This window comes from Citrobacter koseri ATCC BAA-895 (genome assembly GCF_000018045.1).
Classification (GTDB): domain Bacteria; phylum Pseudomonadota; class Gammaproteobacteria; order Enterobacterales; family Enterobacteriaceae; genus Citrobacter_B; species Citrobacter_B koseri.
Window position 1 is genome coordinate 3,497,764 of the sequence record NC_009792.1, and the last position, 13,821, is coordinate 3,511,584.

The window sequence follows — 13,821 nt, forward strand, 5'->3', positions numbered from 1 at the left end:
CATACGTCCCCTCTCAGCCCACGAGAGGGGACGGCGCAAAAATCTCCTCAATCATCGCATCCACCAGGCGCTGTGCCGAACACAGCCTTGGCATCCCCAACGCCACCGTCTGCCAGCGCTGGGTCACTGACCAGCACACCGGATGTTTATCGGGATCGCACCAGTCGCCAATCCAGCTCAACATGTCATTGTGCTCCCCCGCGCCGGCCACGGCGGGCGAATGAAGCCACTGATGGTAATAATGACGCGTGGTGGGCGCGGCGTGAATACTGTGCGCCAGATAATCGGTAGCCATCGCGCGCAAATTATCTTTCAGCATCGCGACCACTTCCATATTGCCCAACCGACAGGCATCGCCAAACGGCCCCCAGCGCAGCTCCTCCAGCGCGACAAAACAGCGCCCCGGCAATGACCAGCCGTCATAGGCTCCGGCGCGCCAGCGGGTAAAAATCTGCTCGCTGTGTTCGCCCGCCTGCACCGTCAATCCACGCCGGGTCAGCGCCTTCTCTTTATGTTCGCTGCGCCGGGCAAACCCGTCGCTCAGCGCCGCTAACTGCTGCGTGATGCCAGGAATAGCTTGCCCTCTGGGGCTTTCCGTCTGTTGCAGAAGGGTCAATTGCCGGGAAATGCGCGTCAGCGCCAGATGGCCGGGATCGAGCATCCCCGCCAGTTTTTCCACCAGCTTAAGACGCATCATCAGATGCTCATTGAATACGCCCGCCATGACCCAGGCGCGAAGCTGCGTCTGGCTCAGAATTTCTTGCGTCAGGCGTTCGCGAAAACGCTGCTGCTGTTGCAGGTTGCCGCCAGGTCGCTTCGGCTCTTCTCCCTGAACCAGATCGACCATAAACTTCGGGTGAATGCATTCCAGCATCCGTCCCGGGCCTTCCAGTAACACGTTCGTCATGAGTGCTCGGCTGCAAAAAGGGTCTGGATATCATCACGTAACAGGCGGGAATCTTCATGAATCCACCGGGTGGCGGAGATACTGTGCTGTAACTGTTGGCTCAGTCTGTTCACAACCGATTCATGTTGCTGGCGCGTCACCAGACTCTCGCGCAAGCTCTCCTGCAATCCCGACAGACACAACGAAAAATCGGCAAAAAAGGTCGCCATACCTGCCGTAACAGAAACATCGACCTGGGCATCTAAAGCTTTATGAATTTGTTGGAAGAAATGGCTGACATGCTGGATCAGAGTATTATGCAATGCCGTTATATCAATGACATAGCGTGTCCTGGCCTCCACATAATCATTCCATCCCCAGTTCGGTTGATTCAGCCAGCGCGCAAAGGTGTCGCGCACGCCGCCCGCGCGAGGCGCGGCGCCTTCCGGCGGGTTCTCCTGAGCGACCGCCTCGCTAAACAACGGTTGAGTATTGAAGTTAAACATACTGGCATGAAACGTCGGGAAGCTGATTCGCGCCCGGAACCCCGCCTGGCTTAGATCGTCTTTTACCCGCGCCTCAATTGGCCGCATCGCGTCATTTAACACCCGGCTTAGCGTCGATTCGAGCTGTTCGAAGCGCAGCGCCAGATCGCGGCTAATGTTCTCCTGCGCCGCCAGTAATACCGCTTCGCACGACGCACGCATTTTGCTTAAAACGACCTGCGCCTGCCTTTCGTTATGCAGCACCAGCGTTTCGCCCTCGACCACCGCCTCCTGCTCAGGGGAAAGCGGATCGCGCGGCAGCCACGCCACCACGCTCTCTTCGCGAAAAAGCGGCGCGATGCGGTGCAAAATATCGGCCTGCTGCTGGCTCAGGAACGTGTTCGCCGCCTCCATCATCCGTTCAACTTCATGGCCGACCTCATCGCTCACGCGATCCTGGCTCACCTGAAGCTGTCGCATATCTTCTTCGACGCGGGAAATATTGACCTGCAACGCGTCATGCGCCACCGTCAGCCCGTGATAGCGAAAATCCAGATATTCACGCGCGCGCTGTGCGTAATTCAATAACTTATGCGACGCCGACCGGAGCGCATACAGTGAGGCGTTGGCGTAAGCGGCGTGAATCAGTCGCTGTACGGGCTGTTCAAATAGCGAATCTTCCCACAGCAGATCGGCGGCATGACGAATATGTTCGATATCATCAAGATCGGCGCTCCGCCAGCGCCTGCCGAGCGCGGCCTCGGCAAAATCCTGCACCCAGCGCTGCTCCTGATGATCCGGCAACCGCCCGTGCACCCGCAGTTCGTGACGCGCGCGGTTCGCCAGATACCCCCACATGGAAGAGACCGGAAAAATTTGCCCGGGCGTAATGCTGCCATTCATCAGCGTGCCGGAAATCAGCGCGCGAACCTGTTCTTCATCGTCGCTGTTGCGGTCTTTCTGATCGAACTTATTCACCAGTGCGTACAGCGGCACGGATTTCCCCACCGCCGCAATGGCCTGGCGAACCTCTTCATCCGAAATGGATTTCAGTTGGGTGTAATCCATCACCGCCAGTACGGCAGAAGCGCGCGCCAGCTGCTCATTAAGCATCTTTTGCAGGTGCGGCTGCCCGGCTTCATTAGGGCCGGGCGTATCCAGTAGCGTCAGTTGCCCCGGATAGTTCTCCAGCCCCGCCAGATGCACAAACTCCACCTCAATCACCGGAATATGTTCAATCGCGGCATACGCCGCAAAAGGAAAATCGACCCCCAGCGCTTTTGACAAGCGCACCAGATCGTTCAGGCTTTTCAGACAGTGGAAGATGGGCTGCGCGCCCAGGTAATGACGCTCAAAAGCCACGCCCTTTTCAATTCGCTGGAGCAGCGCATTCATGTCTTTATCGATTTCCAGCACCTGGGTCAGATGCTGGCGATCGCACGCCTGCATACGCTGTTGCAGCGTTTGCATGAGCGTATCAATCGGCGCGACGTGAGAAAAATGCAGCACCGGCTCTTTCTGCCCTGGCGTATGGCGAATCAGCGTCGGTAACGCCGTCATCGGCCGATTACGGTTGGGCAGGACTTCGGTTCCGACAATGGCGTTAATTGTCGTCGACTTCCCAGCCTTCATCGTCCCGACAATCGCCAGCACCATCTCCAGGCGCGTTATTTTACGTAGCTCATTATTGAGCGTGCCGTGCTGAGCCTCCACGTCACGCCCGCTAACATGCTGAGGCCGGGTATTTTCATTCCCTTCCCCACCTTCCTGAGCGGCGTCATCCAGCGAAGCCACAGGCAGTTGTTGCAATAACCGGAGATGTTCCAGAGAAAGCAGCAACAATCTTTCCGCTTCCTGGCTTAATTCATATATTGTCTGTGTGTACATGGAAAATCTTTCCTTAACGCAAACTTTATTACTTTTATTTAGCCGGATGATTTTATTTGTTTGCTTTTCGGCTTTTATAATTACGTGTGGAAATAATTTTATTAAAATAACTTATTGTTAATATTAGAGATATTTTTATCAACCACACCTGTCTCTCTTACTGTGTAAAAGTAAGAGGGATAAAGATTTATAACGCGTCTGGTCGTTCCTCTCACCTTATCTTAAATAGTAAAACGTAGCAATTTCCCTTAAAAAAATAGTCATGACATTTTTCTTACCCTGGCGGCAACCTTCAGCCACAGGTTGTCGTATCCTTAAATTGCGAGTAGTCCCGACAACGTTAAGGATTTTGTGTATAATTGCGGCCTTTTTCGGCAATCTGCCATTTTTTGGGCGCTTTTGCCCCTGCTGACTTTTTTTGAGGAAATCGACATGTCATTACCCCATTGCCCACAATGCAACTCCGAATATACCTACGAAGATAACGGCATGTTCATCTGCCCGGAATGCGCCCATGAATGGAACGACGCAGAACCGGCGCAGGACAGCGACGAGCTGATCGTAAAAGATGCCAACGGCAACCTGCTGGCAGACGGCGACAGCGTGACCGTTGTTAAAGATCTGAAAGTAAAAGGCAGTTCTTCCATGCTGAAAATTGGCACCAAAGTGAAGAACATCCGTCTGGTTGAAGGCGACCACAACATTGATTGCAAGATCGATGGCTTTGGCCCGATGAAGCTGAAATCTGAGTTCGTGAAAAAGAACTGATTTTTCCAGGCCCGGTAAGGCGTTTACGCCGCCATCCGGTATTTATTGCCCGGTGGCGCTTCGCTTACCGGGCCTACGATAACTACACTTAACTGGCTTCTCTTACCTGAGGTCACGATTATGCCGTTAAGTCCCTACATCTCTTTTGCCGGTCACTGTGCCGACGCTATCGCGTACTATCACAAAACGTTAGGCGCGGAACTCCTCTATAAAATCACCTTTGGTGAAATGCCCCCGCCAGAGCAGGGCAGCGAAGACGGTTGCCCGTCAGGCATGCAATTCCCTGATACCTCCATCGCCCACGCCAACGTGCGCATTGCAGGCAGCGATATCATGATGAGCGACGCCGTCGCGTTGGGTAACGCGAGTTACTCCGGCTTTACGCTGGTGCTCGACACGCAGGATGTCGCCGAAGGGAAACGCTGGTTTGATAACCTGGCCGCACAGGGACAAATCGAAATGGACTGGCAGGAAACCTTCTGGGCGCACGGTTTCGGGAAAGTGACCGATCAATACGGCGTACCGTGGATGATCAATGTGGTAAAACAGCCGCAGCCGACAGAGTAAACCGACGGGAGGCGCGCCCTCCCGTGCTGTCATCGAAGCCCCTTCAATTCTTCATCGTCAAGTAACCATCCCTTAACTAAAACGTCACATTAATCCGCCACGATGGGGCCACTTTTTTAGGGAGGCCGCATCATGCAAACGGTTATTCGCGTCGAGAAACTCTCCAAAACGTTCAATCAGCATCAGGCGCTGCATGCGGTTGATCTGAACATCTCTTCCGGTGAGATGGTGGCTCTGCTTGGGCCTTCCGGTTCCGGCAAATCCACCCTTTTACGTCACTTAAGCGGTTTGATTACCGGCGATAAAGCGCCGGGCTGCCATGTCGAGCTGCTGGGCCGCACGGTACAGCGTGAAGGCAAACTGGCGCGGGACATCCGCAAAAGCCGCGCTCACACCGGCTACATCTTCCAGCAGTTCAACCTCGTGAACCGTCTGACCGTACTGGAGAACGTGCTGATTGGCGCGCTCGGCAGCACGCCGTTCTGGCGTACCTGTTTTAGCTGGTTCACCCAGGCGCAGAAGCAGCGCGCGTTACAGGCGCTGACCCGCGTCGGGATGGCGCACTTCGCGCATCAGCGCGTATCGACGCTTTCCGGCGGACAGCAGCAGCGCGTTGCTATCGCCAGGGCATTGATGCAGCAGGCGAAAGTGATCCTCGCCGATGAGCCGATCGCCTCGCTGGACCCGGAGTCGGCGCGCATTGTGATGGACACCCTGCGCGACATTAACCAGACCGACGGCATCACCGTGGTCGTCACGCTGCATCAGGTGGATTACGCCCTGCGCTACTGCGAACGCATTGTGGCGTTGCGTCAGGGGCATGTGTTCTATGACGGCAGCAGCCAGCACTTTGATAACGATCGTTTTGACCATCTCTACCGCAGCATGAACCGCGTCGAACAGAACGCACAGGCTGCTTAACATCCCCACAATGAGGAATGGAAATGAGCTACAAAGCCGTTGCCGCGCTGGCGTTCACCAGCATGTTCAGCATCAGCACCTTGTTAAGCCCGGCACATGCGGAAGAACAGGAAAAAGCACTGAACTTTGGCATTATTTCGACCGAATCACAGCAAAACCTGAAGCCGCAGTGGGACCCGTTCCTGAAGGACATGGAAAAGAAACTGGGCGTCAAAGTGAACGCCTTCTTCGCGCCTGACTATGCGGGCATCATTCAGGGAATGCGCTTCAACAAAGTGGATATCGCCTGGTACGGCAACCTCTCGGCGATGGAAGCCGTGGATCGCGCTAACGGTCAGGTATTTGCCCAGACCGTCGCCGCAGATGGATCGCCGGGCTACTGGAGCGTGTTGATCGTCAACAAAGACAGTCCGATCAATAACCTGGACGATCTGATCGCCAAACGTAAAGATCTCACCTTCGGCAATGGCGATCCGAACTCCACCTCTGGCTTCCTCGTCCCCGGTTATTACGTCTTCGCCAAAAACGGCATCTCCGCCAGCGACTTCAAACGCACCGTTAACGCCAGCCACGAAACCAACGCGCTGGCCGTCGCCAACAAGCAGGTGGATGTCGCAACCAATAACACCGAAAACCTCGACAAACTGAAAACCTCCGCGCCAGACAAGCTGAAAGCACTGAAGGTTGTCTGGAAGTCGCCGCTGATCCCGGGCGATCCGATCGTCTGGCGTAAAAATCTCTCCGAAACCACCAAGGACAAGGTGTACGACTTCTTTATGAATTACGGCAAAACAGCGGAAGAGAAAACCGTGCTGGAACGCCTGGGCTGGGCGCCATTCCGCCCCTCCAGCGACCTGCAACTGGTGCCGATTCGCCAGCTGGCGCTGTTTAAAGAAATGCAGGGTGTGAAGGACAACAAAGGGCTGAACGAGAGCGAAAAAACCAGCAAAACCTCCGCGATTAAAGCGCAGCTGGACGATCTCGACCGCCTGACCGCCGCGCTGGGCGCGATGACCAGCGTCACCAAAGCGGTGCAGTAAACCTGATACCCGGTGGCGCTTCGCTTACCGGGCCTACGATGTTCTGTAGGCCAGATAAGGCGCTTGCGCCACCATCCGGCAATAAACGACGCACGGAGCTAAACATGCAAAGCATCACCGTCGCCCCGCCAAAGCGTAGCTGGTTCTCGCTCCTGAGCTGGGCCATCCTTCTCGCCGTCCTGGTCGTTTCGTGGAAGGGCGCCGAAATGGCACCGCTCACGCTAATTCAGGATTCCGGCAACATGGCGACCTTCGCCGCCGACTTCTTCCCGCCGGACTTCAGCCAGTGGCAGCACTATCTGGGTGAAATGGCCGTCACCCTGCAAATCGCCGTCTGGGGCACTGCGCTGGCGGTCATTCTGTCGATTCCCTGCGGCCTGATGTGCGCCGATAACCTCGTGCCGTGGTGGATTTACCAGCCGATGCGTCGCCTGATGGACGCCTGCCGCGCGATTAACGAAATGGTTTTCGCCATGCTGTTCGTGGTCGCCGTTGGTCTCGGGCCGTTTGCCGGGGTAATGGCGCTGTTTATCCACACCACCGGCGTGCTCTCCAAGCTGCTTTCCGAAGCGGTGGAAGCCATTGAACCCGGCCCGGTTGAAGGCATTCGCGCCACCGGCGCCAACAAAATTGAAGAGATCCTCTACGGCGTGCTGCCGCAGGTTATGCCGCTGCTCATCTCCTACTCGCTGTACCGTTTTGAGTCCAACGTCCGCTCCGCCACGGTGGTCGGCATGGTGGGCGCAGGCGGCATCGGCGTCACGCTGTGGGAAGCGATTCGCGGCTTTCAGTTCCCGCAGACCTGCGCCCTGATGGTGTTAATCATCATTACCGTCAGCCTGCTGGATTTCCTCTCCCAGCGTTTGCGTAAGCACTTTATCTGATTAGCGAGGCATTGATGGCTATGCACTTGTCTACACATCCGACCAGTTACCCAACGCGCTATCAGGAGATTGCCGCGAGACTTGAGCAGGAGCTTCGCCAGCATTACCGCTGCGGCGATTACCTTCCGGCGGAACATCAGCTTGCCGCCCGCTATGAGGTGAACCGCCACACGCTGCGCCGCGCCATCGACCAGCTCGTGGAGCGCGGTTGGGTGCAGCGTCGCCAGGGCGTCGGCGTGCTGGTGCTGATGCGCCCGTTCGATTACCCGCTCAATGCCCAGGCGCGCTTTAGCCAGAATCTACTGGAACAAGGCAGTCATCCCACCAGCGAAAAACTGCTGGCGGTGCTGCGCCCGGCATCCAGCCACATCGCCGATGCGCTGAGCGTCAAAGAGGGCGATAACGTCATCCACCTGCGCACCCTGCGCCGGGTAAATGGCATCGCCCTGTGCCTGATCGACCATTACTTTTCCGACCTCGCCCTCTGGCCGCTGTTGCAGGGCTTTAACCACGGTTCGCTGCATGACTACCTGCGCGAGCAGTGCGGTCTGGCGCTACAGCGCACCCAGACGCGCATCAGCGCTCGCCGTGCGCAGGCCAAAGAGAGCAAGGTGCTGGAAATTCCCAACATGGCGCCGCTGCTGTGCGTGCGCACGCTGAACCACCGTGATGGCGAAGAAAACGCGACGGAGTACTCCGTCAGCCTGACCCGCGCCGACATGATCGAATTCACTATGGAGCACTGACGGAATGCACTTCGATACCGCCACTCGCCAGCGCTGGATGCGCGCGCTGGCTTACAGCAACGCCGACGCGCTTAACGTGAAAATGCAGGCGCTGAAACTCACGCCGGAATACGAACTGATTCGCGCCCCGGAAACCGGGCTGATGCAGATTCAGGCCCGCATGGGCGGCACCGGCAACCGCTTTTTCGCCGGAGATACCACGCTGACCCGTGCGGTGGTGCGTCTTAAGAGCGGCACGCTGGGCTACAGCTACCTGCTGGGGCGCAACAAACACCACGCCGAGCAGTGCGCCGTCATCGACGCGCTGTTGCAGGAGCACACTCACTTCCAGACCTTAATGGAAACCTTAATTGCCCCGCTGGAGGCGGAACGCGACGCACACATTACCGCTCGCCGCGCCGAAGTAAACGCCAGCCGGGTCGACTTCTTTACGCTGGTACGCGGAGATAACGCATGACCCTACAAACCGCCTTTACCCTGCCCGTTCAGGACGCGCAACAGAGTTTTCGTCGCCTGCTGAAGGCGATGAGCGAGCCGGGGGTGATTGTCGCCCTGCATCAACTGAAACACGGCTGGCAGCCGCTGAATCTGGCCACCACCAGCGTATTGCTCACTCTGGTCGACGGCGACACCCCGGTATGGCTCGCGCCGTCCATCAACAACGACATTGCCAGTCAGAACCTGCGCTTTCACACCAGCGCGCCGCTGGTTGAACAGCCGCAGCAGGCCGCCTTTGCCGTCGCCGATGAACGCATCAGCAGCGAGCAGCTAAACGCCCTTTCCGCCGGAAGCGCCGTCGCGCCGGAAACCAGCGCCACCCTGATCGTCCAGGTCGCCAGTCTGAGCGGCGGACGCATGCTGCGCCTGACCGGGGCGGGTATCGCCGAAGAACGCATGATTGCCCCGCAGCTGCCGGAGTGCCTCATCCATGAACTGACTGAGCGCCCGCACCCGTTCCCGCTGGGGGTCGATCTCATCCTCACCTGCGGCGAGCGACTGCTGGCGATTCCGCGAACCACCCATGTGGAGGTGTGCTGATGTACGTAGCCGTCAAAGGGGGCGAAAAGGCGATAGCCAACGCCCACGCGTTGCAGGAAAACCGACGCCGGGGCGACGACACCCTCGCCGAGCTGAGCGTGGCGCAAATCGAGCAACAGTTGAACCTGGCCGTGGATCGCGTGATGACCGAAGGAGGCATCGCCGACCGCGAACTGGCCGCGCTCGCCTTAAAACAGGCCAGCGGCGATAACATCGAAGCCATTTTCCTGCTGCGCGCGTACCGCACCACGCTGGCAAAGCTGGCGGTCAGTGAGCCGCTGAACACCGCAGAGATGCGTTTAGAGCGCCGTATCTCCGCCGTCTACAAGGATATTCCCGGCGGGCAGTTGCTGGGGCCGACCTACGATTACACCCATCGCCTGCTCGATTTTACCCTGCTGGCGAACGGCGAAACGCCGCCGCTGCGTACCGCTGACGCCATGCAGGACGCCGCGCCGCACGTTTTTTCTCTGCTGGCGAACCAGGGGCTGGCGAAGCGTGAAGAAGACAGCGGCGCCGTGCCGGATGACATCACCCGCACGCCGCCGGTTTACCCTTGTTCGCGCTCCTCACGCCTGCAACAGCTGATGCGCGGCGACGAAGGGTATCTGCTGGCGCTGGCGTATTCCACGCAACGCGGCTACGGACGCAACCACCCGTTTGCCGGTGAGATCCGCAGCGGCTACGTCGGGCTGGAAACGGTGCCGGAGGAGCTGGGATTTGCCGTGAACGTCGGCGAACTGCTGATGACGGAATGCGAAATGGTCAACGGCTTTGTCGCACCGGAAAACGACGCGCCGCACTTTACCCGCGGCTACGGACTGGTGTTCGGCATGAGCGAACGTAAAGCAATGGCGATGGCGCTGGTGGAAAGAGCCCTACAGGCACCCGAATACGATGAAACGGTCACGGGCCCGGCGCAGGACGAAGAGTTCGTGCTGGCGCATGCGGATAACGTCGAGGCGGCGGGTTTTGTTTCGCACCTCAAACTCCCCCACTACGTCGATTTCCAGGCTGAACTGGAACTGCTCAAACGCCTGCAACAGGAGGCCGCCCGTGACGACTAACCTCTCCGGCTACAACTTTGCTTATCTCGACGAGCAAACCAAACGCATGATCCGCCGCGCTATTTTAAAAGCGGTGGCGATCCCCGGTTATCAGGTGCCGTTCGGCGGGCGTGAAATGCCGATGCCCTACGGCTGGGGAACGGGCGGCATTCAGCTTACCGCCAGCGTGATTGGCGAGCCGGACATTCTGAAAGTGATCGACCAGGGGGCGGATGACACCACCAACGCCGTGTCGATCCGCAACTTCTTTAAGCGTGTAACCGGCGTGAACACCACCGAACGCACCGAAGACGCGACGCTGATCCAGACCCGTCACCGGATCCCGGAAACGCCGCTGACCGAAGATCAGATCATTATCTTCCAGGTGCCGATCCCTGAACCGCTGCGTTTTATCGAACCGCGCGAAACCGAAACCCGCACCATGCACGCGCTGGAAGAGTACGGCGTCATGCAGGTGAAGCTGTACGAAGATATCGCCCGCTTCGGCCATATCGCCACCACCTACGCCTACCCGGTGAAGGTCAATGACCGCTACGTCATGGACCCGTCGCCGATCCCGAAATTCGACAACCCGAAGATGAATATGATGCCCGCGCTGCAACTGTTCGGCGCGGGACGCGAAAAACGCATCTATGCCGTGCCGCCCTGGACCCGCGTGGAAAGCCTCGATTTCGACGATCACCCGTTCACCGTACAAACCTGGGATGAGCCCTGCGCCATCTGCGGTTCAACGCACAGCTATCTCGACGAAGTGGTGCTGGATGACACCGGCAAACGGATGTTTGTCTGCTCCGACACCGATTATTGCCGCCAACAGAGCGAGGCACTCAGCAAATGACGCAACCGCTGCTTTCAGTCAATAACCTGACCCATCTCTACGCGCCGGGCAAAGGCTTCAGCGATGTTTCTTTTGACCTGTGGCCTGGTGAAGTGCTGGGCATTGTCGGGGAGTCCGGTTCCGGCAAAACCACCCTGCTGAAATCCATCTCCTCGCGCCTGACGCCGCAGTCCGGCGACATTTTGTACCAGAACCGTTCACTGTACGGCATGAGCGAAGCCGACCGCCGCCGCCTGCTGCGCACGGAATGGGGCGTGGTGCATCAGCATCCGATGGACGGACTGCGCCGCCAGGTCTCGGCGGGCGGCAATATCGGCGAACGCCTGATGGCCACCGGCGCGCGTCACTATGGTGAAATCCGCGCCACGGCGAAGCGCTGGATGGAGGAGGTGGAAATTCCGGCCTCGCGCATCGACGACCTGCCGACCACCTTTTCCGGCGGGATGCAGCAGCGTTTGCAGATCGCCCGCAACCTGGTCACTCACCCGAAGCTGGTGTTTATGGACGAACCCACCGGCGGGCTGGACGTTTCCGTACAGGCAAAGCTGCTGGACCTGCTGCGCGGCCTGGTGGTGGAACTGGATCTGGCAGTGGTGATTGTCACCCACGATTTGGGCGTGGCGCGCCTGTTAGCAGACCGTCTGCTGGTGATGAAGCAGGGTCAGGTGGTGGAAAGTGGATTAACCGACCGCGTGCTCGACGATCCACACCACCCTTATACCCAGTTGCTGGTGTCGTCGGTATTGCAGAACTGATTTTTTGTTTTGCTGATTTTTTGTTTTGCCGGGTGGCGCTTCGCTTACCCAGCCTACAAAAAGCGCACCTGTAGGCCGGATAAGGCGAAGCCGCCATCCGGCAATCAGAATTAAGAGGCCAAAATGATTCGCGTAGAAAACGTCAGTAAAACCTTTGTGCTGCACCAGCAAAATGGCGTGCGCCTGCCGGTGCTGCAAAACGCCTCTCTGGAGGTACAAAACGGTGAATGCGTGGTGCTGCACGGCCACTCCGGGAGCGGTAAATCGACGCTGTTGCGCTCGCTATATGCCAACTATCTGCCGGACGAAGGGCACATCCACATTCGTCATAGCGATGAGTGGATCGATCTGGTGCAGGCCCCGGCGCGCAAGGTGCTGGAAGTGCGTCGTTCGACGATCGGCTGGGTGAGCCAGTTTCTGCGCGTGATCCCCCGGATCTCCGTGCTGGATGTGGTGATGCAGCCGCTGCTGGATCTGGGCGTCGCCCGCGAAACGTGCGCCGCGAAAGCCGCGAACCTGCTGACGCGCCTGAACGTCCCGGAACGGCTATGGCATCTCGCTCCCTCCACCTTTTCCGGCGGCGAGCAGCAGCGCGTGAATATCGCGCGCGGGTTTATCGTCGATTACCCGATCCTGCTGCTTGATGAACCCACCGCCTCACTGGACGCCAAAAACAGCGCCGCCGTGGTCGCGCTGATTGAAGAAGCCAAAGCGCGCGGCGCGGCGATTGTCGGCATTTTTCACGATCAAACCGTACGCGATCGCGTAGCGGATCGTTTGCATCTGATGGGAACCACATCATGATTATCAACAACGTAAAGCTGGTGCTGGAAGACGAAGTGGTGCAGGGATCGCTGGAAATGCAGGATGGGATTATCCGCGCCTTTGCGGAAAGTCAGAGCCGTCACCCCGAGGCGCTGGATGGCGAAGGCGGCTGGCTGCTGCCGGGTTTAATTGAGCTGCATACCGATAATCTCGACAAATTCTTCACCCCACGCCCGAAGGTGGACTGGCCCGCCCATTCCGCCATGAGCAGCCACGACGCGCTGATGGTCGCCAGCGGTATCACCACCGTGCTGGATGCCGTTGCGATTGGCGATGTCCGCGACGGCGGCGATCGCCTGGAAAATCTGGAAAAGATGATCAATGCCGTCGAAGAGACGCAGAAACGCGGCGTTAACCGCGCCGAACACCGTCTGCATCTGCGCTGTGAATTGCCCCATCACACCACCCTGCCGCTGTTCGAAAAGCTGGTGGATCGCGAGCCGGTAACGCTGGTCTCGCTGATGGATCACTCGCCGGGTCAGCGCCAGTTCGCTAACCGCGAGAAGTACCGTGAATACTATCAGGGCAAATATTCACTCAATGATGAGCAGATGGCCCACTACGAAGAGGAACAGCTTCAGCTTGCGGCGCGCTGGTCGCAGCCGAACCGCGCCGCCATCGCGCAGATGTGCCGCGAACGTCATCTCGCGCTGGCGAGCCACGATGACGCAACGCCCGATCATGTGCTGGAATCGCATCAGCTTGGCAGCGTGATCGCCGAATTTCCCACCACGTTCGAGGCGGCAGAGGCGTCACGCAAGCATGGGATGAACGTACTGATGGGCGCGCCCAACATCGTGCGCGGCGGTTCGCACTCCGGCAACGTGGCGGCGCATAAGCTGGCAGAACTGGGGTTGCTGGATATCCTCTCCTCCGACTATTACCCCGCCAGCCTGCTCGACGCGGCATTCCGCGTGGCGGACGACGAGGCCAACACATTTACGCTGCCGCAGGCAATGCGCCTGGTGACACGCAACCCGGCGCGCGCGCTGAATCTCGACGATCGCGGCATCATCGCCGAAGGCAGGCGCGCCGACCTGGTGCTGGCGCACCGTAAAGGCGATCACATTCATATCGATCACGTCTGGCGTCAGGGTAAAAGGGTGTTCTGACT

The 13,821-nt window shown here is 58.3% G+C and carries 15 protein-coding genes; 13 read left to right on the top strand and 2 right to left on the bottom strand.

Annotated elements, in window-relative coordinates; genetic code table 11:
- Positions 1-13: 13 nt before the first annotated feature.
- Together CKO_RS16070 and crfC are read right to left on the bottom strand one after the other, a co-directional pair.
- Positions 14-907 carry a diguanylate cyclase regulator RdcB family protein gene (locus CKO_RS16070; RefSeq protein ID WP_012134530.1) on the bottom strand — a complete coding sequence of 298 codons (894 nt, stop codon included), beginning with the start codon at positions 905-907 and terminating at the stop codon, positions 14-16.
- On the bottom strand, positions 904-3,258 hold the full coding sequence (gene crfC, locus CKO_RS16075) for a clamp-binding protein CrfC (RefSeq protein WP_012134531.1): 2,355 nt from the start codon (positions 3,256-3,258) through the stop codon (positions 904-906). The genes CKO_RS16070 and crfC overlap by 4 nt, the downstream gene beginning before the upstream one ends.
- A gap of 432 nt (positions 3,259-3,690) precedes the next feature.
- On the opposite strand from crfC, the gene CKO_RS16080 reads away from it, so the two are divergent.
- From CKO_RS16080 to phnM, 13 genes are all read left to right on the top strand, one after another.
- Positions 3,691-4,026 (top strand): zinc ribbon domain-containing protein YjdM, encoded by a 336-nt coding sequence (locus CKO_RS16080; RefSeq protein ID WP_003031835.1) that lies wholly within the window; start codon positions 3,691-3,693, stop codon positions 4,024-4,026.
- 120 nt (positions 4,027-4,146) lie between these two features.
- Positions 4,147-4,593 carry a VOC family metalloprotein YjdN gene (gene yjdN / locus CKO_RS16085; RefSeq protein WP_012134536.1) on the top strand — a complete coding sequence of 149 codons (447 nt, stop codon included), beginning with the start codon at positions 4,147-4,149 and terminating at the stop codon, positions 4,591-4,593.
- A gap of 132 nt (positions 4,594-4,725) precedes the next feature.
- On the top strand, positions 4,726-5,514 hold the full coding sequence (gene phnC, locus CKO_RS16090) for a phosphonate ABC transporter ATP-binding protein (protein WP_012134537.1): 789 nt from the start codon (positions 4,726-4,728) through the stop codon (positions 5,512-5,514).
- 23 nt (positions 5,515-5,537) lie between these two features.
- On the top strand, positions 5,538-6,554 hold the full coding sequence (phnD, locus tag CKO_RS16095; protein ID WP_024130817.1) for a phosphonate ABC transporter substrate-binding protein: 1,017 nt from the start codon (positions 5,538-5,540) through the stop codon (positions 6,552-6,554).
- A gap of 104 nt (positions 6,555-6,658) precedes the next feature.
- A complete protein-coding gene (phnE, locus tag CKO_RS16100; protein WP_012134539.1) occupies positions 6,659-7,438 on the top strand; it encodes a phosphonate ABC transporter, permease protein PhnE in 780 nt (259 codons plus the stop codon).
- 20 nt (positions 7,439-7,458) lie between these two features.
- On the top strand, positions 7,459-8,184 hold the full coding sequence (gene phnF / locus CKO_RS16105; RefSeq protein ID WP_024130818.1) for a phosphonate metabolism transcriptional regulator PhnF: 726 nt from the start codon (positions 7,459-7,461) through the stop codon (positions 8,182-8,184).
- Positions 8,185-8,188: 4 nt separating this feature from the next.
- Complete coding sequence (phnG, locus tag CKO_RS16110) at positions 8,189-8,641, top strand: phosphonate C-P lyase system protein PhnG (RefSeq protein WP_012134541.1); 453 nt, start codon at positions 8,189-8,191, stop codon at positions 8,639-8,641.
- The gene (phnH, locus tag CKO_RS16115; RefSeq protein WP_012134542.1) at positions 8,638-9,222 is read left to right on the top strand and encodes a phosphonate C-P lyase system protein PhnH; all 585 of its coding nucleotides are present in this window, start codon (positions 8,638-8,640) and stop codon (positions 9,220-9,222) included. The genes phnG and phnH overlap by 4 nt, the downstream gene beginning before the upstream one ends.
- The gene (locus tag CKO_RS16120) at positions 9,222-10,289 is read left to right on the top strand and encodes a carbon-phosphorus lyase complex subunit (protein ID WP_012134543.1); all 1,068 of its coding nucleotides are present in this window, start codon (positions 9,222-9,224) and stop codon (positions 10,287-10,289) included. The genes phnH and CKO_RS16120 overlap by 1 nt, the downstream gene beginning before the upstream one ends.
- 46 nt (positions 10,290-10,335) lie before the next feature.
- A complete protein-coding gene (gene phnJ, locus CKO_RS16125) occupies positions 10,336-11,127 on the top strand; it encodes an alpha-D-ribose 1-methylphosphonate 5-phosphate C-P-lyase PhnJ (RefSeq protein ID WP_174234025.1) in 792 nt (263 codons plus the stop codon).
- Entirely contained in the window at positions 11,124-11,882 is a 759-nt protein-coding gene (gene phnK, locus CKO_RS16130; RefSeq protein WP_012134545.1) for a phosphonate C-P lyase system protein PhnK, read from the top strand. Before phnJ ends, phnK begins: the two co-directional genes overlap by 4 nt.
- Before the next feature lie 123 nt (positions 11,883-12,005).
- Entirely contained in the window at positions 12,006-12,686 is a 681-nt protein-coding gene (phnL, locus tag CKO_RS16135; protein WP_012134546.1) for a phosphonate C-P lyase system protein PhnL, read from the top strand.
- On the top strand, positions 12,683-13,819 hold the full coding sequence (gene phnM, locus CKO_RS16140; protein ID WP_012134547.1) for an alpha-D-ribose 1-methylphosphonate 5-triphosphate diphosphatase: 1,137 nt from the start codon (positions 12,683-12,685) through the stop codon (positions 13,817-13,819). The genes phnL and phnM overlap by 4 nt, the downstream gene beginning before the upstream one ends.
- Positions 13,820-13,821 lie beyond the last annotated feature (2 nt).